Genomic DNA, 22,190 nt, shown 5'->3' with positions numbered 1-22,190 from the left:
TCATCGCAGCAGCTCAGGGGCGCGCGCTGACGGAGAGTTCAAGCCACATCACGCGACGCGCACGCCCATGCGAGCGCTCCCTTTCCGGGTCCCTCAGGCAGCGGTCCGCTTGTCGGGCAGGGCATTCGCCCCGTCCTCTGTGACGCGAGTCGCGCCAAAATAATCCGGTGTGTCGACGGGATCGAACCGGATCTTGGCACCGGGGCGCGGGGCGTCGATCATGTAGCCGCCGCCCACATAGATCCCCACGTGCCGGATGGCGCGGGAATTGGTGAGGTCGTCCGAGAAGAACACCAGGTCGCCCGGGAGCAGTTCGTCCCGTTTCGGATGGGGGCCCGCGTTGTACTGGTCGTTCGCGACGCGCGGAAGGTCGATGTCCACGCTGCGATAGGCGGCGAGCGTAAGGCCGGAACAGTCGAACCTTCCGCCTTGATCGGCGGTTCCATTACCGCCCCACAGATAGTCGGTGCCGAGCTTCTTCTGCGCGTAATAGATGGCGCCCGCCGCCTGCTGCGAGGGCTGCACACGGCCGGTGGGCCGGGCGAAGCTCTTCTCCAGGGTCGTGATGGTCTTCACGTAATTCTGGGTCTCGCGGTAAGGCGGCACGCCGCCGTACTTGATGACGGCGTACGCACCCGCGTTGTACGCGGCGAGCATGTTCTTCGTCGGGCTTCCCGGGGCGTCCTTCACATAACTGGCGAGTTTGCAGTCGTACGAGGCGGCGGACGGGATGGCGTCCTGCGGATCCCAGACATCACGGTCACCGTCACCGTCACCGTCGACCCCGTGCGTGGCCCAGGTCCCCGGGATGAATTGCGCTATGCCCTGGGCCGCGGCCGGGCTCTTCGCCTTCGGGTTGAACCCGCTCTCCTGATACAGCTGGGCGGCGAGCAGGGCGGGATTGATCGCCTTGCACAGATTGCCCCACTTCTGGACGAGCGGCTGATAGGTGGCGGGCACGGCGCCTTTCGCGAGCCCGACGTTCCCCTGCCCGGCTCCCCCGGCGATGCTTCCGGCGGCCATGTACGTCCCCACGACGAGCAGGGCGATGAAGCTCAACGCCCCACCGATGCCGACGGCCGCGACCAGCCACGCCTTACGCACCGTCAACCACCCCTTGCAGTGCGGGAGTCCACCGCGCTCAGTGTAGAGGCGGCACCTGTGCCCGCGGGAGATCACCGCCGACCTCCGCCCAGAGCAGTTTGCCGTCCCTCGCGGCGCCGAGCGGGTAGGCGCCCCAGGAGTCGGCACAGGCCTGCACGAGCCGCAGCCCGCGCCCACTTTCGGCGTCATCCGGAGCCGCCGGGGCGGGGCGCCCGCCGGGTTGCCCGAATCCGGGCGGGATCTCGGGGTTCGAGTCCCACACGGCGACGCGGACGCCCTTCGGGGAGGAGTGGCGCAGACGGAGGGCGTAGGGGCCGTCGGTATGGCAGTGGGCGTTGTTGAGCATCTCCGCCGCGAGGAGCTCGGCGGTGGGGGCGAGTTCGGCGAGACCGTACGTGGCGAGAACGGCGCGGAGGGTGGCGCGGGCGATGCCGGGGGCGCGGGGGTCGTGCGGGAGTTGGAGGGTGTAGGTCCAGGGCGGCGATACGGTTGTGGGCGGCATGGAAGTCTCCGTTCGGGGTGGGTAGTTGCTGGGTCCGTGCGTGTGCCCGGTGACGTGGTCGCTCCGTCGAGCGGGGTGCTTCCGGGCGAGTGGCCTGAGTCACACACTAAGACCTACACAAAGTATCTTTGCGTAGATCCGAGAAAAACGATGCGGATTCCCTCGTGTGAGTGACAGCCCAAAAGGGGGCGTCGTAGGAGGAGTTGGATGGCAACAAGGTCAGCACTGACGGCCCGCCGCATCCGTATCGCCACCGAGCTACGCAAGCTCCGGGAGCGCGTGGGGATGACCTCCACGGAGGCAGCGAAGCAACTGGGTACGAGCTCCGGTCAGCTCAGCAACGTGGAGACCGCCCGGTTTGGGGTGAGCCCTGAGCGAGTCCGAGCCATGGCCCGCCTGTACGACTGCCCCGACCAGGCGTACATCGCCGCCCTGATCGACATGGCGACGGACAAGACGCTGGGCTGGTGGGAGTCGTATCGCGAGGTGCTGCCTTCGGGACTGCTCGACCTGGCGGAACTGGAACACCACGCCACCGCCGTACGCACCGCCTACACGACGCACATCCCGGGGCTGCTCCAGACCGCCGACCACGCACGCGAGATCTTCCGCCACGTCATCCCGGCCCCCACACCTCCCGAGGTCGAACACCGCGTCTCGCACCGGATCAAGCGGCAGGACGTCATCTACCGAGCGAATCCGCTCCCCTACAGGACCGTCATCCACGAAGCCGCCCTGCGCATGCAGGTCGGCGGCCGTGACGTGGCACGCGCCCAGCTCCAGCACCTGCTCGTGATGAGCGAGCGGGACCACATCTCGGTTCAGGTACTCCCGTTCGACGTCGGAGCGTTCCCGGGATCAGGCCAGTCGATCAACTACTTGCAAGGCCCGGTCCCACGGCTCGACACCGCCCAACTGGACCAGTTTCACGGCCCTGTACTTCTGGACTCCGAGGCCCACTTGGAGAAGTACCGACGGCTGCTCGACGTCGTCGAGGACACCGCACTCACCCCGGAGAAGTCACGGGACCTGATCCGCAGCATCACCCAAGACCTGTGAAGGGAACCCCCATGCTCGCGCACAGCTGGCAGAAGTCGTCCTACTGCCAGGAAGGCGACGCCTGCGTACACGTCGCCGCCAGTCCGACCGGCACGGTCCACCTAACCGAAAGCGCCGACCCCACCGGAGCGATACTCACCGCACAACCCGCAGCCTTCGCAGCTCTGCTCCGCACCCTCAAGTAGGGCTACGCCCCCCTCGCAAAAAAGTTCCACCAAGCCCCGAAGGATCCCCATGCCCGAGAACATCTCCCCCGTTCCCCCCATCCCCGCCGGCCTCGACTGGATCCGCGCCGCCCCCGAAGGGGAGGAGGGCCCGGGCCCCTGGATCGAGATCGCGTACGGCCCGGAGGACGCCGTGTACCTCCGGGAAACCAGTGACCCCGAGAACATCGTCACCACCACCCAGAAGAAGTGGGACGCGTTCGTACTCGGCGTACAGGCAGGCGAGTTCGACCACTTCGTAGAAGGCATGGAATGAAATGACGACGCCCCACCCCTGCCCGGCTTCCGCCCCGACCCCCTGGACCCGGGCAAACCCCTGCACCGACGCCCTCTGTCGTACGCGGCGCTGGCCCCCGCCGGATGGATCATCCACCTCCTCGTGACGGTCCTCAGCAGCGGCAGCTAGCGCCTCACCCGCATCCCACCCCGGCGTTCCAGGCAAGGCACATTCCCCCAGGTCAGGGCCCTGGAACCATTCCAGCGTCCCGGATGATCCGACGTTCCTTGCCCCCACCGGGACCGCCCCCTTTAGCTGTGATCACCACTGAGCAGCACTACTCCGGGGGAACCCATGAAGCACACCCGTAAGGCCGTCGCGGCAGTCATCGGTCTCGTCGCCGCCCTCTCGCTCACCGCGTGCAACGGTGACGACAACGCGTCGGCGGACAGCAAGCCCTCCGCGTCAGCGTCAGCGGAGAAGGACAACGGCGGCGGCAGCGACAGCACGAGTGGCGGCACCGGCAGCGATACCAGCACCGGCACCGAGGAGCCCACCAGCGGCGGGGAGTCGGCGTCCTCGGGTGGCGGCGAAGCCGCCGAGGGCACGGTGGCAGGCACCGGCGACAACAGCGACGGCAAGGTCGACATCTGCCGTACGGACGAGCTCGAAGTGAACGCCACCGACAACACCACCGACAAGACGGAAGGTGTCGTCACCGTCGTCTTCAAGAACGGCGGCGGCCGCGACTGCACCATCAACGGCTACGCGGGAGTCGACCTGACCGCCTCCACGGGCGACACCCTCTCCGTCGACCGCAACGGAGAGTCCCCGGTCCGGGGCACCCTGAAGGACGGCGAGTCCGCCGCCTTCAACATCACGTTCCCGTACAACAACTCGGGCGGCTCCGGCGTCCGCATCAACAGCCTCGTGGTCACGCCCCCGAACGAGACCAAGCACGTGACCCTCAAGTGGCCCGCGGGCACGCTGCCGGTCACCGACGGCGAGAGCCCGGTCAAGCTGGAGATCAGCCCGGTGGGCAAGGTCAGCGACTCCCCGGCCGGCTGACAGAGCCACCCCCGACTCCGCCCCCGGCACCTGCTCAGGCGGCCCGCGGTCGCACGACCTTGATGCCGAACCCGTACGAGCCGATCGACTCCGCCACCCCCATGAACAGCAGCGCGAAGTGCTCCTGCCCGCGCGCGGTCCCGATGCCTCCCAGGTCCAACTGGGAGGCGTCGGCCCATCCGTGCCCGACCACCGTGAACCCGTCAAGCCCCTCCGCCTCGGCTCCCTCTTTCGGGGAGCGCGATCCCAGGCCGACGTCGACGTACCTCCGAAGCCCGAGGTATGCGGCGGGCTCTGTCCGTTACGCCAGGTTCGAGCAGCTATGAAGCAAACTTCGCACTCGCGAAACTGCGCCCTCGTGGATAGCGTCCGCATAGCTGTGGAAACGACCCCAGGGGAACACTGATGGCCGAGAGGCTGAGGCTCGACGCGCTCGAACTCGAAGGGTTCATGAAGCTGCTCGATGGATCTGTCACGTCTTTGAAGGGCCTGCGACGCGCACTGGCCGGTGCGAGCGTCGGCGGTCTTGGGACGAGCGACCTCGACAAGGCCTGCGAAGAATTCCAGGAGGACTGGAAGTACGGGGCAGAGCAGATCGGGGAGCAGGCGGAGGACCTGAGCAAGATCATCGGGGAGAGCAAGGACGCTTTCATCGAGGTGGAGAACGCACTTCTGAAGGCGTTGGACAAAGCCGGAAAGACGAAGAATGACACGGTGGAGGTACCGAAGTGACGGATGCCTCCACGTATCCGGATCTCGGCTTCGATCCGGCCCCTGGAGACTGCGACACCGTAAAAGAGCTGCACAAGAAGCTGGGCGCCTGCGTCACGGTCCTCCGCGACACCCGCAAGGTAGTCACCAAGCTGATGGACGGCAGTTACTGGGAAGGTGATTCGGCAGTAGCGTTTCGCGAGACCGTCAAAGAGGGCCCGCTGTCACTCAATCTCAAGAACGCCGCCCGCTCCATCGAAAAGGCCGCCGCGCAGTTGGAGCGCTGGGAGGGCGACCTTGATGACTTCCAACGCCGGGCGAGGATTCTTGACGGGAAGGCCAAGGACGCCCGGGAGGCGTTGAGGGCGGCGAAAGGGCACGCCGATACTGCGGGTGGTGATCCTGACCTGGACGGGAAGGGCCACAAGCAAGAGGACGCGAAAAAGTCCCTGAAACTGGCCAACGGCAAGGTCGAGGACGCTCAGGCGGAACTCGACCGGATCCTGGCGAGGGCGCGGAGCCTGCAACACGAGCACACGGTGCGGTCCGAATACCGCGCGGGCAAGATCCGCGCCGCGACGCACAAGCTGACGCCACACGAGCCCGGCATGTTCGAGGAAGCCTGGGGGTGGGTCAAGGAGAACCTGCCGGATATCCTCAGCGCCATTGCGGGGGTTCTCGCGTTGGCGGCGATCATCGCTACCGGGCCTTTGGGCCTCGGGGTAGCAGCCGCGCTGATGCTGGCGGCATCGGCTACGAGCGCTGCGGCGTTTGGGGTTCGCGTCTCGGAGCCGGAGGTGTGGGCTTCGCTGAAGGACGGCTTTGAAAAGGGCGAGTTCGACGCCGACTTCTTCGGCAATGTGGTTTCGGTCGGCGCCGACGCCGTAGGGATAGCGCCAGGGATCGGAGCCGTCATCAAGGGCGGACGCGCTGCCACACAGGCGGTGCGGGCAGGAACTGGAGCCATGAGTCTCGGACAGAAGCTGGCCACCTACGGCACACAGACCTTGGATGCAGGCGAGGGCGCCGTCCAACTGGGTAATCCTTTGGTTAACGCGATGGTGACCAGCGAAACAGCAGCTGACAACGTGGCTGCCACTTCAGGCGCTTTGGGCCTCGCGACGTCTGGCTACGGGCTCTTCGACGACGATGAAGACAGGGCCGAGGTGACAACCAAGGTAGATGGAGGACGACTCCTGCTCGACCTGCCAGGGCTCCCGACCATCGCACGTTTCGCCTTCTCCTAACCATCCGTGCAGAAAGAAGCGACCCAATGAACCCTGCCGACTACCCAACTGCATGGCAGCATCCGCCTACGCGACGTGCCTGGATTCTGCTCATGGTCAAGAATGTGGCGGGCCTCATCGGGTGGATCGGCGTCTGGATCACGCTTATCGTGCTTCCTTTCGACCAGAGCTTGATGCTGTGGATCTTTATTCCCTACTCCATCTACGGCAGTTGGCGACTGTTCGTCCAAGTATTTGGATACTTCCCCATCGCGATGCGTAAGCTCCGCATTCTGCGTACATACCCATGGCAGGTGCTTCGAGGAGTTTCGAACGGCCTGGATCTCTACCCCGACATTCTGGGCGATCAGTACGGATGGTTCGAGTTTCCCAACCCTGCCAACCGCCAGCAGCAACTCCCGCTCGTCGTCTCCAACCACCTCCGCGTGGGCTGGTGGCACCGCAGGATGGCACCCCGCGCCAAGCCGCAACTGAAGGCCCGGATCGAGACGGTCTGGTTCGCCGGCGACCCTCGCATGATCGGGCTCCTAGCCGCGCCCTCGCCGAGCGGCCAAACACCCGGCCATTTCAAGATCCTCAGGCAGCGTCTGGCGCGAGCCGATCAAGCCCTCACCACAGAATGGGGCGCCACGGCTGAGGATGTGGAACGAGGCCGGCGCGCCGGTTTCGCCCCGTACGTTGATCCGCGCCAACTGAAGGCGAAATCCCTGTGACCGCGCCTGGTTTCGTCCTCGACGAAGCGGCCCATAACCCAAAAGCCGATATGTGGTTCGCGCAACCCGCAGGCTTCACCACAATTCCCTTCCGCGCGTTGTTGAACCCGCCCGGCTCCCCCGAGGCTGGAGCGCTGCGCGACGCCCTCGCACCGATGCTGGACTCCCTCGATGACGGCCTCGCCCGCCAGCAGTTCCTGGCCCACCTCGCCCAGGGGCAGCAGCTGTTGGCCCTTCTCGCCGAGGCGGGTACCACCCGCTGTTCGATCGGCGTCCACCGCGACGACGTATCCGACAGCAAAAGCGGCGAGAGCAACGGCGGGCTCCTGTTCTCCCTTTTCACCCTGTCCTGGCGAGACATCGCCACAGCCGCACCCGCCGTAACCGCCGCCCGGGCCATCGCGGGCGCCGAGGGCCACACGAACATCGAATACCTCGAACTACCCTGTGGCCCTGCGTCGTTCAGCGAGCTCGTACGCGCCCCGAATGCCGAGTCCGGCCTCCCCCAGGACCCCGTACTCCAGATCTTCGCCCACCTCCCGCACCCGGACTGCAAACGCCTGGTCGTGCTCACGCTTGGCACCACCGCCGTGAGCCGGCGCGCGGAGTACCGCAGCCTGATGCATCAGATCGCCGAGAACGTCAGCTTCGAGAACCCGCTGGCTGAGGCGGGCTGAAGATCTTGGCCAGGTAGTAGTCGAGCGTGCCGCGTACGTCGTCCAGGGTGCGGCGCTCGTGCAGTACGTCGCCGCCGAGCCCTACCGCCGCGGCCACCAGAAGGTCGGCCTCCCGGCGGGCGTCGAGGCCGGGGGCCGTCTGCCCGCTCTCCTGGGCCGTGGCGATGAAACCGGCGACCAGTTCCTCCAAGGGGTGGTCGTCGCTCAGGAAGACCGCCGCGATGGCGGGGTCGGTGAGGCTGCGGGCGTAATACGCGGAGAACACCCGCAACGCCATGGCCCGTTGCGCGTCCAGCGGCAGGAACTCGTCGAGCAGCGCGCCGAGTACACCGCGCAGGTTCGCGGGGTCGTAGTGGACGCGGGTCCTCGCGAGGCGTTCGTTCTCGCGGTGGAGCAGGTGCAGGGCGGCCACAAGGAGTTGGTGCTTGCTGCCGAAGTGGTACTGCACCACCCTCAGCGACACCCCCGCCTCAGCCGCGATCTCCCGCATGCTCGCCGCGTCCAGGCCCCGCTCGGCGGCGATGCGCCACACCGCTTCGGCGATCTGGCGGCGCCTGCGCGAGCGGGCGTCCGAGGTGGGCGCGGGGCGCACGGGCGCCGGGACGGGCGGGCGCTTGCGCTGCCGGTAAGCCCTCGCCTGGCAGCTGCGGGAGCAGTACAGAGCGGGGCGTCCGCGCTTGCCCGCGGCGCTGATTCCGGCACGGCAGACCGTGCAGCGAGTTTTATTTTCGTCACGCACGATTCCCATTGTAGGACGTGAAATGTGTGACGTAACGGGGAGTTGATGGCTTGCGAGGAGAGGGGTTTGGGAAATCAGTTGATACGTTCGTAACGTGAAGTACGACATCCTGCAGATCCTCGGCGCAGTCCTGATGTGTTTCTCCGCGCAAGGCCTCATCCGACTGCTCATCGATCACGACTACGCCGGCTTCCTCGGCTGGCTCCCCGGCGGCTTCGCGGCCCTTCTGGCCGCCTACGTCATCGCGCTCTCCGCCGGCGTGCTCCTGACGGCCTTGTCCCACACCCGGGCGAAGGCGCTCGGCCGCCGCGACTGAGCGGTGCGACTGAGCGGTGCGCGGCAGTTGACGCGTGTCCAACTTTCCCCGATCGTATGGGAATTGGGCGCAGATCTTCTTCGCGCCCGCGTGTGCATGTGACGGCTGGGGGGAGCCGAGGATGCGGCCTGGGGACGAGCACGCCATGGGAGCCGAACCGAACGACGCGGTTCCTGGCCGGGGGCCTGGCGGTGTGGCTTCAAGCCGGGGGCCCAGTGATGCGGTCCCGGGCGGAGGGCCTGGTGATGCCGCTCCCGGCGGACCCCCCGGCGACGCCGCCCCCACCGAGGTAGACGGCCCACGCAGTGGCAGTCCCGATGGCGAGCAGCGCCCGGCGCCAGACGCAGCCCCGGGAACACAGCAAACCCAGCAGCCCCCCACCGCACCCCCCGGCGAAGAGCACAGCCCCGCGCCGGGCGCAGCCCCACGCACTGCCCCTGCCGCCGAGCCACCCCCCGGGCCCCAGTTCGGGCCGCCGCCCCCCATGGCGCCGCCGCTTCCCGCGGCCCCGCCCGCCTACGGCCCACCGGCAGGCGCCCCGCCCACCTACGCCCCACCCGCAGCCGTTCCAGGGCCCACTCCCACCCCCACCCCCGACCCCGTCCGCGCCCTCTCCGCCGCCCTCCTGAACCTCACCGGGCTCGGCCTCGGCTACGTCCTCCTGAAGCGGTGGCTCCTCGCCGCCCTCTGCTGGGGCGCGACCGCCGCGCTCCTCTTCCTCGCGTTTCCCGCCGAAGTCGACGGCGTCCCCGGCGGCGTACTCATCGGATTCCTCGCCTTCCTGCTCCTCGCCGCGGCCGACGGGGCCCGCCGTGCCCTCCGTACGCACCAGAACTGGCCCCTGCGCGCGCCGCTCGCCGTCGGGCTCGGGCTCGTCCTGCTCGCCGTCCCCGCCGGCGGCGTCATCGCGTACGACGCCGCACGCGACGACGCCATCGAGGAGATGCTCCTCGACCGGCTCGACAAGGCCGACAAGCTCGTGACGGCCGCCGACGGCCGCACCTTCGACGCCGCCGAGGACGACTACCGCTCCGCCCTCGCCATCTACCGCGACCTCGGCGACGACCACGCGGGATCGAAGGCGGCCGACCGCGTGCCGGAGAGCCTCACCGCGTACTACAAGTCCGTCGCCGCCCCCTACGACGCGCGGAAGTACTGCGACGCCCTTGAGCCCCTCAAGTACCTCCGCACCCTCCCCGGCTCCCTCGGCAAGGACCGCCTCGGCACCCTCGCCACCTGGCCCGACGACCGCCTTGCCACCTCGCTCTACGAGTGCGGCAGCCAAGGACTCGGAACCGCCAAAGCCACCGGCGGCGGCGAATTCGGCGAGCTTCTGCGTACGTTCCCCGACTCCGACCAGGCCGCGAAGGTCGAGCCCGCCATCAAGTCCGCCATCGACGCACGCTCGGCCGACCTGAAGGGCGCCGAGCCCTGCCGCGCCACCGACGAACTCCGCAGCATCGGCGCCACCGTCAAGTCCCTCCCCGACGACGCGGGCGGCGGACTGTCGAGCGACGCGGCGGGCGCGGTGGAGTCCGGCACGTACGCCTGCGGTGTGGACGAGTTCAAGGACGGGAAGTTCAGCGCGGCGGCCAAGACGCTCGAAGACTTCCGCAAGGCCTACAAGGGCAACGGCAAGCGCGACCGCGCCCACCAGATCGCCATCGCCGCCGAGATCGCCACGGCCCGCCCCTCGGCGGGCCGCAGCCTGCCGCCCGCCAAGTCACCGGGCGGCACGAAACTCACGTACGTCATCGAGAACGGCGGCCCCGGACCGCTCGAAGTCCTCTACACCGGCCCCACCACCGGCAGCCTCAAGCTCGCCGCGTGCGGCAACTGCAAGACGTACACCAGCAAGGTCCAGGGCAAGAAGTCCTGCCTGGCCGGCAAGGGCTACCCGAAGTCAACCCTCCACCTGCCGCCCGGCGACTACCACTTCCTCTACAAGCGAGGCTCGAGCACCGCGGGAAGCGTCCGCAACAACACCGAGGGCAGCAAGATCCAGCCCGGATACCGTTACACCGACTGCTCCTACGTCGTGACGGGCGGCGGTCTCGGCGACCTGGATGGCCTCGACGGGCTTACATAACCCATGATGTGAGTCTCCGTCACCGGACCAGGTCAGAATGAGACCTGGTCAGAGGGCACGCCGGGCCGTCATTGCCCGGCGTCACTCACCGTGATACACAGAGTGACCATGCGTTTCAGCCAACGAATGACGCCAAGTCGACATGCACTGGCCCGTTTGTCGGCGAGAATGAGCTGTCCTCTGTACTGCGGTAGGCAGAGGTGACAGAACAACCCACTAGGGGCGGTGAGTTACACATGCTTATGGCAGCCGAAAAAGGCGACATCACCACCATCATCGGCGGGATCGCCCCCGACTGGGGGCCCTTCGGGAGCCTGGGCAACGAGGCACGGGTGATGATCGAGGTCGTGATGGCGATCGCCATCCTCCTCTGTCTCGGTATCGCGATCTGGGGCGCGGCAAAGCAGCGCATCGGCGCGACGGCGCTGCGCGACACCTTCAGCGCGGAGCAGGGCAAGGGCCTCATCATCGCGGGCCTGACCGGCGTCTTCATCATCGGATCGCTCGGCACGGTCTTCACCATCGTGTACGGGATGGCGGTCTAGCCCCCGCCACCAGCTCCCATCCCCCTCTTACGTCCCCGTCCCCCCTTGTCCCCCTCCCTCTGTCCCCCTCCGACCCACCCATCCGTCGTGCCCACCGGCTGAGGTTGCAACTCCCTGATGTCGAGTCACCACACCGCGCCCGCGCGGGAACCAGCACGGCTACCGTCGTACGTGGCGGTTCACCGAGAGGTTGAGGGGGCGTACGCGGCATGAATCTCGACGATGAGCGGAACAATGGCTCCTTCGGCGGCTCGGGCGAAACCCGGACCCGGCTGCCCGAGGGTGAGGGCGGCGGCCAGGACGTCTACGGGGGAGCGCGCAGATCCGGCCGTTCTTCGTCACGGAGCCTCGTGACGGTGGTCGGCGTGGTGGTGCTGCTCATCGCGGCCATCGCCTTCGCGAACCGTGGTGACAGCGGGGGCGATGCCTCTCCGGGGGACAGCGCCGAGAAGAAGGCGGGGGCGGGACCCACCGCGGCCTCCGGGGAGAAGCCTGTCGACGGGAAGACTTCGGGGATTCCTTCGGGGTTCGCGAAGAGTGAGCAGGGGGCGCAGTCCGCTGCCGCGAACTATGCGGTGGCTCTTGGCTCGGCGGACATGTTCAACAAAGCCAAGCGGGACGTCATCCTTCAGGCAGTCATGGCACCGTCCAGCGTTAGCTCGTTCAAGGCACGGCTCGACAAGGCGTATTCCGCTCCCTTCTTCAAGAACGTAGGCCTGAACGGCGACGGCTCGACCCCGAAGGGCTACCAGTTCGTCTCGCGCACGAGCCCGATCGGCACCAAGGTCACCAGTTACTCGGGCGACAAGGCGACGGTGGAGGTCTGGTGCAGCGGCCTGCTCGGCCTGGCCGGCGAGCAGTCCACCAAGCCCGTGACCAACAGCTGGTTCACCATCACCATGAAGCTGGGATGGACGGGCAACGGCTGGAAGGCCATCACGCACTCCCAGAAGGACGGCCCGGCCCCTGTCCCAGGGGACGACCGGGCGTCCGGCTCCGACGAGATCGCCAAGGCAGTCGAAGGGTACGGAGGGTTCACCTATGCCCGGTAACCGTCACGTACTCAAGCTGGCTACGGCGGTGGCAGCCGTGCAGGCCACAGCGGTTCTCTTCGCGACGCGTGCCTTCGCAGCGCCGGATCCCAAAGACGACCCTTGCGACCTGATCCACGGCCCCGCCAAGGAGTACTGCGAAAAAGGCAACGACAGCGGCGGCGGCGGTGGCAGCAAATACCCCACCGACTCCCCCCTGGACTCCACCCTCGACCCCCTCTCCTCCCTGGCAAAGGGCTGCGCCGAGGCCGCCTCCTGGACCGTCGACAAGTTGTCCGAAGCCGTCAAGGACACCGCGAACGTCGACTTCACCAACCCCCAGTTCCTCAAGCAGTACGCGGTCGTCTTCGCGGCGTCCACCGTCCTGACCCTGCTCCTGTGGCTCCTCGCCGTGGCGAAGAGGGCGGTGCGGGGTGTCCCGCTCACCACCGCCCTCTCCGAAGCCATCGGGTTCCTGTGGCTGACGGTCCTCGCCTCCGCCTTTACGCCGCTGATCCTCTACACCGTCGTATCGGCGACCGACGGCATCACCGACGTCATCGCGAAATCGACGGGCGGCCAGACGGACACGTTCTTCGGGACGTTCTCCGGCGCCCTGAAGAAGGGCGAGGACATCGGCGGCGGGCCGATCATGCTGATCGTCGTCTCGCTCGTGTCGATCCTCGCGGCCGGTGTCCTGTGGCTGGAGCTCGTCATCCGGGCCGCACTGCTGTACGTCGGCGCGCTGCTCGGCACCGTCGTGTACGCGGGGCTCGTCGACAAGAACCTGTGGACGCATGTCCGGCGCTGGGCGGGGATCATGATCGCGGTGATCCTGGTGAAGCCCATCATCGTGATCGTGCTCGGCCTGGCCGGTGCCCTCTCCGCCGGTGACGGGCCCGACTCCTTCTCCGCCGTGGTCTCCGGGCTCTCGATCATCCTGCTCGCCATCTTCGCGAGCGCCATGATCTACCGCTTCGTCCCCGGCTTCGGCGACGAGATCGCGGGCTCCCGCAACAACCGCATCTCCCGCGGCGCCGAGAACCGCGCCGCCGCCGTCATCACCTCCCCCGCGTCCCTCGTCTCCCAGGGCATCAAGACGCACAGCTCCCGTGGAGGCGGCGGCGGAGGGGGCGGAGGCGGAGGCCAGGCGCGGCCCTCCAACCCCGCGAGCGGCGGCGTCGCCGCCCACAGCAGCCGTCCCAGCGGGGGCGGCGGCTCATCCAACGGCGGCGGATCCGTCCCCTCCGCCGCGCCCCCGCCCCGGGGCAGCGCGACCAGCACACCGCACGCGCGCAACCGCGGCACGGGAAACAGCTCTGCAGGCACCACAGGCTCCACAGGCACCAATCGCTCGGGAGGTGAAGGGCGTTCATGACCACCCAGTCCCACATGTCCCATCCGGTCGCGCCCCGCCGCACATATCTGATCGGCCGTGCGCGGCCCAACGCGATCGTCGGCAAGAACCGGGAGACCGGAGAGATCGCGCTGATCATCGCGGGGGCCTTCCTCGGGATGATGTGCGGGCTCCTCGTCCCCGTCCTCTCCATGCGCATCGTGCTGCTCATGGGCTTCCCGATGCTGGCGATCGCGGCGGTCTACGTCCCCTACAAGGGCCGCACCTTCTACAAATGGTTTGAGATCAACCGCAGCTTCAAGCGCTCCCTCAAGCGCGGCACCGCCTACCGCTCCACCACCCCCGAAGCGGGCGTCCGCTTCGACGGCAGGGAGGTCGAGGTCGGCCCGCCGCCGGGGATCGGCCGCATCAACTGGCTGGCCGCGCCCTTCGGGCCCGATGAGATCGCCGTGCTCCTGCACGCCGACCGGCGGACCGTCACCGCCGCCATCGAGATCGAGGGCCCGGGCGTCGGTCTTCGCGACTCCGAGGACCAAGAAGCGCTCGTCGACCGGTTCGGCACGCTCCTCAAGCACGTCGCCAATGGGGACGGGTTCGTGACGCGGCTCCAGATGCTCGCGCGCACCCTCCCGGCCGACCCCGACGCCCACGCCAAGGACGTCAGCGTACGAGGCGACGACCGGGCACTGCCCTGGCTGCAGCAGTCGTACGAGCAGCTCCAGTCGATGGTGTCCACCAGCAGCGAGCAGCACCGCGCGTATCTCGTGGCCTGCATGCACTACTCCCGTGACCTGGCCGCAGAGGCCCACGCGATGGCCCGCGCCAGCCGCCCCCACGGTGGCAGGAAGCTCGACAAGGACGCCGGGCTCGCGGTCGTCATGGCGCGCGAACTGACCGACATCTGCTCGCGGCTCCAGGAAGCCGACATCCGCGTACGGCAGCCGCTGGGACAAGGGCGGCTGTCCTCGCTCGTGCACTCCATGTACGACCCGGACCACCCCATCGACCACATCCAGGCGATGACCAAGCGCAACGCCTGGCCCGCCGAACTCGACGCCATGGAGCCCACCTACCTCCAGGCCAAGACCCGCGAGTCCTCCACCCGCGCCCCCTGGTGCCACGCCACGGCCTGGGTGAAGGAGTGGCCGATGACGCCCGTGGGCGTCAACTTCCTCGCCCCGCTGCTCGTCCACACCCCCGACGTCATCAGGACGGTGGCCGTGACGATGGACCTCGAACCCACCGAGGTCGCCATCGAACGCATGCTGACGGAGAAGACGAACGACGAGGCGGAAGCCAGCCGCCAGGCCAAGCTGAACCGCACCGTCGACCCCCGTGACGTCGCCTCGAACTCCCGCCTCGACCAGCGCGGCGAGGACCTGGCGAGCGGCGCGGCCGGCGTCAACATCGTCGGCTACATCACGGTGTCGTCCCGCTCCCCCGAATCCCTGGCCCGCGACAAGCGCACCATCCGGGCCTCGGCCGGGAAGTCGTATCTGAAGCTGGAGTGGTGCGACCGCGAGCACCACAGGGCCTTCGTCAACACGCTGCCGTTCGCGACCGGCATCCGACGCTAGAGGCGAGGGCTGCCAAGATGCGGGATCCGCTGACCATCCTCACCGACGCCTTCACGGCCTTCCTCTTCGGGAAGGTCGAGACGACAAGGCTTCCCGTGCGTACGTCGACGGGGCAGGCCCAGGCGGTCTACCTACCGACGGCCGCGCCCGGCCTCGGCGACTCGGGCGTAATCATCGGGCGTGAGGTGTACTCCGGCAAGGGATACATCTACGACCCGTTCCAGCTGTACGGGCAGCAGCTGCCGGCCCCCCACTGGCTGGTGCTCGGCGAGTCGGGCAACGGCAAGTCGGCGCTCGAAAAGACGTACGTCCTGCGGCAGTTGAGGTTCAAGGACCGCCAGGTCGTCGTCCTTGACGCCCAGGGCGAGGACGGCGTGGGCGAATGGAACCTCATCGCCCAGGAGCTGGGGATAACTCCCATCCGCCTCGACCCGACCGCCGCCATGGACCTGGGGATCCGCCTCAACCCCCTCGACCCCGCGATCACGACGACGGGCCAGCTCGCGCTGCTGCGGACCATCATCGAGGTCGCGATGGGCCACGGGCTCGACGAGCGCTCGGGCTTCGCCCTGAAGGTCGCCCACGCGTACGTGAACGAGACGATCGTCGAACGCCAGCCCGTCCTCACGGACATCGTGGAGCAACTGCGCCACCCGGAGCCGGAGTCGGCGGAAGCGATGAACGTCGCCATAGACGACGTACGGGCGTGGGGTCTGGACGTCGCGCTCGTCCTGGACCGCCTGGTCGACGGTGACCTGCGGGGCATGTTCGACGGCCCGACGACCGTGGGCATCGACCTGGACGCGCCCCTCATCGTCTTCGACCTCTCCCACATCGACCGCAACTCGATCGCGATGCCGATCCTGATGGCGATCGTGGGCGTCTGGCTCGAACACACCTGGATCCGCCCGGACAGGAAGAAGCGCATCTTCCTGGTCGAGGAGGCCTGGCACATCATCAACTCCCCGTTCGTGGCACAGCTCTTCCAGCGCCTGCTGAAGTTCGGCCGACGGCTCGGGCTTTCGTTCGTGGCGGTGGTCCACCACCTGAGCGACGTGGTGGACGGGGCCGCGGCCAAGGAAGCCGCCGCGATCCTGAAAATGGCGTCGACACGAACGATCTACGCCCAGAAAGCGGACGAGGCAAGAGCCACGGGCCGGGTCCTCGGCCTGCCCCGCTGGGCGGTGGAGATCATCCCCACGCTCACACCCGGCATCGCGGTATGGGACGTGAACGGCAACGTCCAGGTGGTCAAGCACCTGATCACGGAGACCGAACGCCCCCTGGTCTTCACCGACCGCGCCATGACGGAATCGTCGGCGGACCAACTGCTCGGCGAGGACGCGCTGCGGGCGGCGGAGCTGGAGACGGAGAAGCGGGCGGCGTACATGGAGCAGCAGATGGACGGGATGAACGGGCCGTCGTCGTCGCGTTCAGGGGTGGCATGAGCGATGGCATATCGGTCCCCTGAACCGGAGTACCGCGAACGGGGCGGGCGCCGCGAGTCACGCGAACGGGGCGTCCCCGACGGCCTCCTGGTGGGCGGCCTCGCCTTCGTGCTCGGCCTGACGGTCCTCGTCTGGTCGGCGACGGGCCTGGCGGGCACGTTCTCCCACGGCTCCTGGCCGAAGAACGTCACCTTCGGCAATACGCCGGTGGCGATGCGGCACCTGGTCCAGCAACCGCACGACATCGCGGGCGCGTGGCCGGCGACTCCGGCGGCCGAACTCACGGGGTACGGCCTGTTCTGGGGGCTGCTGATCGGCCAGCTGATGGTGCTGGTCGTCCTGACGATCTTCGTCATGGGGACGGTTACGCGGTGGCGGGCGGTACGGAAGGCGAGGCGAGCAGACGGATTGCGGGACGCTGCTGCGGCTCCGGCTCCGGCTCCGGCGGAGAACATGCACCCCGCCGCCCCCGCTGTGGGCAATCGTTCCGCAGGGCGGAACGGGTGGGCACAGCCCACGACGCCGAGCGCCGATGAACAGAGCGCCAGCCCCGCTGCGGGGCACAGCACCGAAGAACCGCCGAGCATCGAGAAGGCCCAGGTCCCCACCCCCCGTACCCCCTTGGTACTGGGCCCCCAGGAAACCCGCAGACCCCTAGCCGCAGAGGCAATCCGAGACGCCGAGGGCGCAGCACTCGTCCTCACGTCGGACCCCACCCTGTGGGAGGAGACAAAAGACGCCCGGGCAAAGCTCGGCCCAGTCCTGGTCTACGACCCCTCCCACCTCTGCGACACCCCGGCAAGAATGCACTGGTCCCCCACCACCGCCTGCGAGGACAAGGCAGTGGCAGCCCAGAGAGCCACCGCCCTGCTGGCCGCCATAAGGCCAGGCGCCAAGCTGGACAGCACCGTGGCCGACACCGCGGAAACGCTCCTCCGTAGTTTCCTGCACGCCGCAGCCGTGGACGCCCGCCCCATCAAGCACGTACACCGCTGGGCCCAGGGCACCGGCGTCCAGGACGCCGTCCGTATCCTCCGCACCCACCAGAAGGCCTCCTCCGGGGCCGCGGGCGAACTGGAGGCCGCGCTCACCGCGTACCCGGAACGCCGCGACATGGCCCAGGAGTTGACGGCCCGCGCCCTCTCCTCCCTTTTCACCCTGAACGTACGGGAATCGTGCACCCCAAACCGAACTGATGCCCTCACGCTGGATTCCTTCATCGATGAAGGGGGCACGCTTTTCGTGGTGGGTGAACCCATCGAGGACCCCAAGTCGCCCAAGGGGCCGGGCGCGATGCCCCTCCTCACGGCACTCGCCTCAAGCGTGGTCGAGCACGGCCGGCGCATGGCCGAACGGTCATCCTCCGGTCGGCTCGACCCACCAATGACGCTGGTCCTGGACGACGTGGCCGCCGTGGCCCCGCTCCCCCAGCTCCCGGAGCTCCTGTCCACCGGCGCGGACCGCGGCCTCCCCACCCTGGCCCTCCTCCGCTCCCGCGAACAGGCCCGCACCCGCTGGCCGCAGGCGGAACTCCCGGGTTAGGCAACCACCGCCCCTCAGGGGCACCGTCCTACCCGGGTACTACCCACCCACGCCACATCCCGCCCCTGGTCCGACGCTCCACGCCCCCACAGGCGTCAGCATCAAAAGCATGATTCGGGCATACGAACTGACCAAGCGCTACGGCGAGAAGACCGTCGTGGAGGACCTGAGCTTCACCGTCCGCCCCGGCGCCGTCACCGGCTTCCTGGGCCCCAACGGCGCGGGCAAGTCCACCACCATGCGGATGCTCCTCGGCCTTGACGCCCCGACCCACGGGCGCTCCACCATCGGCGACCGCACGTACGCGGCGCACACCGCACCCCTGCACGAGGTGGGCGCACTGCTCGAAGCCCGGTCCGTCCATCCGGGCCGCACCGCCTTCCACCACCTGATGGCCCTGGCCCACACGCACGGCATCCCACGCCGCCGCGTCGAGGAGGTCCTGGACCTCGTGGGCATCCACGAGGTGGCCCGCAGGCGCGTCAAGGGCTTCTCGCTCGGCATGGGCCAGCGGCTCGGCATCGCCGCCGCGCTCCTCGGCGACCCCGCCACGGTCATCCTGGACGAGCCGGTCAACGGCCTCGACCCCGAGGGCGTCCTGTGGATCCGCAACCTCCTCAAGTCCCTCGCCGCAGAAGGCCGTACGGTCCTCGTCTCCTCGCACCTCATGAGCGAGATGGCACTGACCGCCGAGCACCTGATCATCATCGGCCGCGGCAGGCTCCTCGCGGACACGACGGTCGAGGCGTTCGTACGCGAATCGGGCACCGGCTCCGTCAAGGTCGTCACCCCCGAGGCGGACCTGCTCGGCGAGCTGCTCGCCGCACCCGGCGTACAGATCACGAGCGGCGAACCGGGCGTCCTCGACGTACACGGCACGGACGGCGAACACATCGGCCGCACAGCGGCACGGCACGGCATTCCCCTCTTCGAACTCACCCCGCACACCGCCTCGTTGGAGCAGGCGTTCATGGACCTGACGCGGGACTCGGTCGAGTACGTGGCGACGGTGACCGCGGACGTGCCGGAAGGAGCAGCGGCATGAGCACCGGCATGAGCACCGGCACGGCAACCGCCCCTTACCGCCTGACCTCACGCCGGATCCTCCGCTCCGAGTGGCACAAGCTGTGGACGCTCCGCTCCACCTGGATCATGCTCGGTCTGGCGAGCGTCTTCACCGTCGTCCTCGGCATGATCCTCGGCGCCACCTACACGCCCGACGCCGGGGAAGAGATCGACCCGGTCACCTACGCCCTGCTCGGCACCCAGGTCGGCCAGGTCGCCATCGCGGTGTTCGGCATCCTGATCACCGCGGGCGAGTACGCGACGGGGATGGTGCGCGCCACGATGGCCGCCGTGCCGCGCCGCCTGCCGGTGCTCCGGGCGAAGACCGCCGTGTTCGGGACGATCGCGCTCGCGATCCTCCTGGTCACCAACTTCCTCACATTCCCGCTGGCCCAGCTGTTCCTCGACGGCACCGATCTGGAGGCGTCACTCGGCGACCCCGGCATCGTGCGCGCCCTGGCCGGCTCCGCCGCCGGCACCACCCTCATCGGTGTCATCGTGCTCGGCCTCGGCTCGGCCCTGCGCAGCGTCCCCGGGGCGATCGGCGCGTACATCGGCGGTCTGATCCTCCTGCCGCAGCTCGCCACGATGATCCCGGACGACACGGTGCGGGACGCCCTCAATTACTTCCCGCTTCCCGCCGCCGAGTCCCTCGCCGCCCTGCACACCTCGTCCGACGACCTCTCTCCCGGCGCGGGCCTCCTGACGCTGTGCGTGTGGGCGGTGGCATCCCTGGCAGTGGCGGCGTATCTCCTGAAGCGACGCGACGTATGAGCCGATGCCGTACGAGGATGAGGCCGTGACCCTCCCGAACCCACAGCGCCCGGACGGCGGCGGCCAGGGCGCCCGCGACCACGACTGGTCCGCGGGCGCCCAGCCTCTGACGCGGTACGTCGAGCGCGGTGTCCAGTGGGTGCGCGCCTTCGACCGGAGGCGACCGCTGGTCTGGGACCTCTTGCTGACCGGGTTCTTCGTGGCCGTCGCCTTCACCGACGTCGCGTCCGGCGGTTGGCGCAACATCGCGCGGAACAAGGAGGTCGGCGTCTGGCTGGTGTCCACGATGACGCTGACCTTCACGGTGCCGCTCCTGTGGCGCCGCCGGCATCCGCTCGCCGTCCACGGCGTCATGGTCCTGGCGATGGTGGTCAACACCTGGACCGGGGCGACCCTCCAGGCCTCGTTCATCCTGCTCATCGTCCTCTTCAACATCGCGATGCGGCTGCCCACGCGGACACTGGCCTGGTCCTACGGGCTGCTCGTGGTGCCGCCCGTGATCGGCCACATCCGCTACCCGCGGGGCAGTTGGGACCAACAGGTCGTCCCGACGATGATGAGCTTCGCGATCGTCGCCCTGCTCGGCATCGCGGTCCGCACTCGCCAGGAGTACATGGCCTCGCTCGTGCAGCGCGCACGCCAGCTCGAAGTCGAACGGGACCAGCAGGCGCAGATCGCCACCCACGCCGAACGCACGCGCATCGCCCGCGAGATGCACGACATCATCGGCCACAACCTCTCGGTCATCACGACTCTCGCGGACGGCGGTTCGTACGCCGCCGCCAAGTCCCCGGAGCGCGCCGCCCAAGCCCTGACGGCCATCGGCACCACGAGCCGCCAGGCCCTCACGGAACTGCGCCGGCTCCTGGACGTACTGCGGGAGGATGCCCCTGAGACAGCCGCCCTCGCTCCCCAGCCGGCCCTCACCGACCTGGACCAACTCATCGAAGGCGTCAGGGCCGCGGGCCTGCCGGTACGCGGCACGGTGCACGGCCGCCCTGACTCGCTCCCCGCGGGTCGGCAACTCACGGTCTACCGCGTGGTGCAGGAAGCCCTCACGAACACCCTCAAGCACGGGGGCCCGGAGGCAACGGCGTCCGTGGAGGTCGTGTACGGGGACGACGGGGTGCGGGCGACGGTCACGGACACAGGTGTGGGCGGCGGACCGACGGCCGCGGACATCGGCGGCAGGGGCCTCACGGGAATGCGCGAGCGAACGGCCCTCTACGACGGCACACTTGAGGCAGGCCCGCTCCGGCACCCGCCGGGTGGCTGGCACGTAGAACTCCATCTCCCCAAGGAATTCAAGGAATTCAAGGAATCCGCCCAGTGACGACCGTGCTCATCGTCGACGACCAGCCGATGCAACGCTTCGGCTTCCGCATGCTCCTGGAGAGCCAGGACGACATGAGGGTCGTTGGCGAGGCCGGCAACGGCAGCGAGGCGGTCCGCATGACGGCAGAACTCCGCCCGGACGTGGCCCTGATGGACATCCGCATGCCGGGCCTCGACGGAATCGAGGCCACGCGCCGCATCGTGGCCGCGGGCGACCGCACCCGCGTCCTGATCCTCACCACGTTCGACCTGGACGAGTACGCGTACGCGGGGCTGCGAGCCGGCGCTTCGGGCTTCCTCATCAAGGACGCCCTGCCGGAGGAGCTCCTCTCCGGCATCCGCGCGGTCGCCACGGGAGACGCGGTCGTGGCCCCGAGCCTGACCCGCCGCCTCCTCGACGCGTACGCCGACCACTTGCCGACCCGCCCGGGCGAGGCCGCCGGGCCTTCCCGTGACCCGCGCCTGGCCTCGCTGACGGACCGGGAGCGGGAAATCCTGACGGTCATCGGGCAGGGCTGGACGAACGCGGAGGTCGCGGAGCGGCTGCACCTCGCGGAATCGACGGTGAAGACGCATGTGGGGCGCATTCTGGCGAAGACGGGGGCGAGGGACCGGGTGCAGGCGGTCATTCTGGCGTACGACACGCGATTGGTGAGGCCGGAGTGAATTGCCTCTGTCCGGAGTGAATTGCGTTCGGGTTTCCTCTGGAACGCAGAAAACCCCCGCACCAAAGGTGCGGGGGTTTCCCGTTAATGATAGTTCGGCGGCGTCCTACTCTCCCACAGGGTCCCCCCTGCAGTACCATCGGCGCTGTGAGGCTTAGCTTCCGGGTTCGGAATGTAACCGGGCG

General features: G+C 68.4%; 24 protein-coding genes and 1 rRNA gene. 20 read left to right on the top strand and 5 right to left on the bottom strand.

Annotated elements, in window-relative coordinates; all coding sequences use genetic code 11:
• Positions 1 to 93: 93 nt before the first annotated feature.
• On the bottom strand, positions 94 to 1,104 hold the full coding sequence (locus tag ACGFX9_RS36345) for an NlpC/P60 family protein (RefSeq protein WP_393483481.1): 1,011 nt from the start codon (positions 1,102 to 1,104) through the stop codon (positions 94 to 96).
• A gap of 37 nt (positions 1,105 to 1,141) precedes the next feature.
• Positions 1,142 to 1,606: an ATP-binding protein gene (locus ACGFX9_RS36340; RefSeq protein ID WP_393483477.1), complete on the bottom strand. Its 465-nt coding sequence runs from the start codon at positions 1,604 to 1,606 to the stop codon at positions 1,142 to 1,144.
• A gap of 207 nt (positions 1,607 to 1,813) precedes the next feature.
• Between ACGFX9_RS36340 and ACGFX9_RS36335 the strand changes: the two genes are divergently transcribed.
• The 4 genes from ACGFX9_RS36335 to ACGFX9_RS36320 all read left to right on the top strand — a co-directional run bounded on the left by ACGFX9_RS36335 (position 1,814) and on the right by ACGFX9_RS36320 (position 4,174).
• On the top strand, positions 1,814 to 2,665 hold the full coding sequence (locus ACGFX9_RS36335; RefSeq protein WP_393483474.1) for a helix-turn-helix domain-containing protein: 852 nt from the start codon (positions 1,814 to 1,816) through the stop codon (positions 2,663 to 2,665).
• A gap of 11 nt (positions 2,666 to 2,676) precedes the next feature.
• A complete protein-coding gene (locus ACGFX9_RS36330) occupies positions 2,677 to 2,850 on the top strand; it encodes a DUF397 domain-containing protein (RefSeq protein WP_393483471.1) in 174 nt (57 codons plus the stop codon).
• A gap of 49 nt (positions 2,851 to 2,899) precedes the next feature.
• On the top strand, positions 2,900 to 3,145 hold the full coding sequence (locus tag ACGFX9_RS36325; RefSeq protein ID WP_393483468.1) for a DUF397 domain-containing protein: 246 nt from the start codon (positions 2,900 to 2,902) through the stop codon (positions 3,143 to 3,145).
• 315 nt (positions 3,146 to 3,460) lie between these two features.
• Complete coding sequence (locus ACGFX9_RS36320; protein ID WP_393483465.1) at positions 3,461 to 4,174, top strand: DUF4232 domain-containing protein; 714 nt, start codon at positions 3,461 to 3,463, stop codon at positions 4,172 to 4,174.
• Between the two features lie 34 nt (positions 4,175 to 4,208).
• On the opposite strand, the gene ACGFX9_RS36315 is transcribed toward ACGFX9_RS36320, so the two are convergent.
• Complete coding sequence (locus ACGFX9_RS36315) at positions 4,209 to 4,367, bottom strand: hypothetical protein (protein WP_393483462.1); 159 nt, start codon at positions 4,365 to 4,367, stop codon at positions 4,209 to 4,211.
• Between the two features lie 212 nt (positions 4,368 to 4,579).
• Between ACGFX9_RS36315 and ACGFX9_RS36310 the strand changes: the two genes are divergently transcribed.
• The 4 genes from ACGFX9_RS36310 to ACGFX9_RS36295 all read left to right on the top strand — a co-directional run bounded on the left by ACGFX9_RS36310 (position 4,580) and on the right by ACGFX9_RS36295 (position 7,522).
• Positions 4,580 to 4,906 (top strand): hypothetical protein, encoded by a 327-nt coding sequence (locus tag ACGFX9_RS36310; RefSeq protein ID WP_393483459.1) that lies wholly within the window; start codon positions 4,580 to 4,582, stop codon positions 4,904 to 4,906.
• Positions 4,903 to 6,132 (top strand): hypothetical protein, encoded by a 1,230-nt coding sequence (locus ACGFX9_RS36305; RefSeq protein ID WP_393483456.1) that lies wholly within the window; start codon positions 4,903 to 4,905, stop codon positions 6,130 to 6,132. Before ACGFX9_RS36310 ends, ACGFX9_RS36305 begins: the two co-directional genes overlap by 4 nt.
• A 92-nt stretch (positions 6,133 to 6,224) precedes the next feature.
• Positions 6,225 to 6,845 (top strand): hypothetical protein, encoded by a 621-nt coding sequence (locus ACGFX9_RS36300; RefSeq protein ID WP_393483454.1) that lies wholly within the window; start codon positions 6,225 to 6,227, stop codon positions 6,843 to 6,845.
• Complete coding sequence (locus tag ACGFX9_RS36295; protein ID WP_393483451.1) at positions 6,842 to 7,522, top strand: hypothetical protein; 681 nt, start codon at positions 6,842 to 6,844, stop codon at positions 7,520 to 7,522. The genes ACGFX9_RS36300 and ACGFX9_RS36295 overlap by 4 nt, the downstream gene beginning before the upstream one ends.
• On the opposite strand, the gene ACGFX9_RS36290 is transcribed toward ACGFX9_RS36295, so the two are convergent.
• A complete protein-coding gene (locus ACGFX9_RS36290) occupies positions 7,488 to 8,261 on the bottom strand; it encodes a TetR/AcrR family transcriptional regulator (RefSeq protein ID WP_393483448.1) in 774 nt (257 codons plus the stop codon). The two genes, ACGFX9_RS36295 and ACGFX9_RS36290, sit on opposite strands and share 35 nt — an antisense overlap.
• Positions 8,262 to 8,355: 94 nt before the next feature.
• On the opposite strand from ACGFX9_RS36290, the gene ACGFX9_RS36285 reads away from it, so the two are divergent.
• From ACGFX9_RS36285 to ACGFX9_RS36230, 12 genes are all read left to right on the top strand, one after another.
• Positions 8,356 to 8,577: a hypothetical protein gene (locus ACGFX9_RS36285; RefSeq protein ID WP_393483445.1), complete on the top strand. Its 222-nt coding sequence runs from the start codon at positions 8,356 to 8,358 to the stop codon at positions 8,575 to 8,577.
• A 484-nt stretch (positions 8,578 to 9,061) separates the two neighbouring features.
• Positions 9,062 to 10,666: a hypothetical protein gene (locus tag ACGFX9_RS36280; RefSeq protein ID WP_393483442.1), complete on the top strand. Its 1,605-nt coding sequence runs from the start codon at positions 9,062 to 9,064 to the stop codon at positions 10,664 to 10,666.
• A 236-nt stretch (positions 10,667 to 10,902) separates the two neighbouring features.
• Positions 10,903 to 11,211, top strand: a complete 309-nt coding sequence (locus ACGFX9_RS36275) for a hypothetical protein (RefSeq protein ID WP_160505898.1) — start codon at positions 10,903 to 10,905, stop codon at positions 11,209 to 11,211.
• A gap of 209 nt (positions 11,212 to 11,420) precedes the next feature.
• Complete coding sequence (locus tag ACGFX9_RS36270; protein WP_393483439.1) at positions 11,421 to 12,263, top strand: hypothetical protein; 843 nt, start codon at positions 11,421 to 11,423, stop codon at positions 12,261 to 12,263.
• Complete coding sequence (locus ACGFX9_RS36265; protein WP_393483436.1) at positions 12,253 to 13,620, top strand: hypothetical protein; 1,368 nt, start codon at positions 12,253 to 12,255, stop codon at positions 13,618 to 13,620. Before ACGFX9_RS36270 ends, ACGFX9_RS36265 begins: the two co-directional genes overlap by 11 nt.
• Positions 13,617 to 15,176 (top strand): SCO6880 family protein, encoded by a 1,560-nt coding sequence (locus ACGFX9_RS36260; RefSeq protein ID WP_393483432.1) that lies wholly within the window; start codon positions 13,617 to 13,619, stop codon positions 15,174 to 15,176. The genes ACGFX9_RS36265 and ACGFX9_RS36260 overlap by 4 nt, the downstream gene beginning before the upstream one ends.
• Before the next feature lie 17 nt (positions 15,177 to 15,193).
• Positions 15,194 to 16,624, top strand: a complete 1,431-nt coding sequence (locus ACGFX9_RS36255) for an ATP-binding protein (protein ID WP_393483429.1) — start codon at positions 15,194 to 15,196, stop codon at positions 16,622 to 16,624.
• 3 nt (positions 16,625 to 16,627) lie between these two features.
• A complete protein-coding gene (locus tag ACGFX9_RS36250; RefSeq protein ID WP_393483426.1) occupies positions 16,628 to 18,166 on the top strand; it encodes a type IV secretory system conjugative DNA transfer family protein in 1,539 nt (512 codons plus the stop codon).
• A 109-nt stretch (positions 18,167 to 18,275) separates the two neighbouring features.
• A complete protein-coding gene (locus tag ACGFX9_RS36245) occupies positions 18,276 to 19,211 on the top strand; it encodes an ATP-binding cassette domain-containing protein (protein ID WP_393483423.1) in 936 nt (311 codons plus the stop codon).
• Positions 19,208 to 20,005: an ABC transporter permease gene (locus ACGFX9_RS36240; RefSeq protein ID WP_393483420.1), complete on the top strand. Its 798-nt coding sequence runs from the start codon at positions 19,208 to 19,210 to the stop codon at positions 20,003 to 20,005. The genes ACGFX9_RS36245 and ACGFX9_RS36240 overlap by 4 nt, the downstream gene beginning before the upstream one ends.
• A 25-nt stretch (positions 20,006 to 20,030) precedes the next feature.
• A complete protein-coding gene (locus ACGFX9_RS36235; RefSeq protein ID WP_393483417.1) occupies positions 20,031 to 21,338 on the top strand; it encodes a sensor histidine kinase in 1,308 nt (435 codons plus the stop codon).
• Entirely contained in the window at positions 21,335 to 22,006 is a 672-nt protein-coding gene (locus tag ACGFX9_RS36230; protein ID WP_393483414.1) for a response regulator, read from the top strand. The genes ACGFX9_RS36235 and ACGFX9_RS36230 overlap by 4 nt, the downstream gene beginning before the upstream one ends.
• Positions 22,007 to 22,098: 92 nt before the next feature.
• Here the strand turns inward: ACGFX9_RS36230 and rrf are convergent.
• A 5S ribosomal RNA gene (gene rrf / locus ACGFX9_RS36225) occupies positions 22,099 to 22,190 on the bottom strand; the annotation flags it as partial.

It is taken from the genome of Streptomyces sp. NPDC048436 (assembly GCF_043200355.1).
GTDB lineage: Bacteria > Actinomycetota > Actinomycetes > Streptomycetales > Streptomycetaceae > Streptomyces.
This window is presented reverse-complemented; position numbering and strand designations above follow the sequence as displayed.

What these genes read in the sequence shown, in the direction of transcription:
- ACGFX9_RS36280 (WP_393483442.1), top strand. Translation starts at nt 9,062, where the DNA reads ATGGCGCCGCCGCTTCCCGCGGCCCCGCCCGCCTACGGCCCACCGGCA.
- ACGFX9_RS36265 (WP_393483436.1), top strand. Translation starts at nt 12,253, where the DNA reads ATGCCCGGTAACCGTCACGTACTCAAGCTGGCTACGGCGGTGGCAGCC.
- ACGFX9_RS36260 (WP_393483432.1), top strand. Translation starts at nt 13,617, where the DNA reads ATGACCACCCAGTCCCACATGTCCCATCCGGTCGCGCCCCGCCGCACA.
- ACGFX9_RS36240 (WP_393483420.1), top strand. Translation starts at nt 19,208, where the DNA reads ATGAGCACCGGCATGAGCACCGGCACGGCAACCGCCCCTTACCGCCTG.
- ACGFX9_RS36325 (WP_393483468.1), top strand. Translation starts at nt 2,900, where the DNA reads ATGCCCGAGAACATCTCCCCCGTTCCCCCCATCCCCGCCGGCCTCGAC.
- ACGFX9_RS36255 (WP_393483429.1), top strand. Translation starts at nt 15,194, where the DNA reads ATGCGGGATCCGCTGACCATCCTCACCGACGCCTTCACGGCCTTCCTC.
- ACGFX9_RS36245 (WP_393483423.1), top strand. Translation starts at nt 18,276, where the DNA reads ATGATTCGGGCATACGAACTGACCAAGCGCTACGGCGAGAAGACCGTC.
- ACGFX9_RS36335 (WP_393483474.1), top strand. Translation starts at nt 1,814, where the DNA reads ATGGCAACAAGGTCAGCACTGACGGCCCGCCGCATCCGTATCGCCACC.
- ACGFX9_RS36330 (WP_393483471.1), top strand. Translation starts at nt 2,677, where the DNA reads ATGCTCGCGCACAGCTGGCAGAAGTCGTCCTACTGCCAGGAAGGCGAC.
- ACGFX9_RS36275 (WP_160505898.1), top strand. Translation starts at nt 10,903, where the DNA reads ATGCTTATGGCAGCCGAAAAAGGCGACATCACCACCATCATCGGCGGG.
- ACGFX9_RS36270 (WP_393483439.1), top strand. Translation starts at nt 11,421, where the DNA reads ATGAATCTCGACGATGAGCGGAACAATGGCTCCTTCGGCGGCTCGGGC.
- ACGFX9_RS36320 (WP_393483465.1), top strand. Translation starts at nt 3,461, where the DNA reads ATGAAGCACACCCGTAAGGCCGTCGCGGCAGTCATCGGTCTCGTCGCC.
- ACGFX9_RS36310 (WP_393483459.1), top strand. Translation starts at nt 4,580, where the DNA reads ATGGCCGAGAGGCTGAGGCTCGACGCGCTCGAACTCGAAGGGTTCATG.
- ACGFX9_RS36250 (WP_393483426.1), top strand. Translation starts at nt 16,628, where the DNA reads ATGGCATATCGGTCCCCTGAACCGGAGTACCGCGAACGGGGCGGGCGC.
- ACGFX9_RS36340 (WP_393483477.1), bottom strand. Translation starts at nt 1,606, where the DNA reads ATGCCGCCCACAACCGTATCGCCGCCCTGGACCTACACCCTCCAACTC.
- ACGFX9_RS36300 (WP_393483454.1), top strand. Translation starts at nt 6,225, where the DNA reads ATGGTCAAGAATGTGGCGGGCCTCATCGGGTGGATCGGCGTCTGGATC.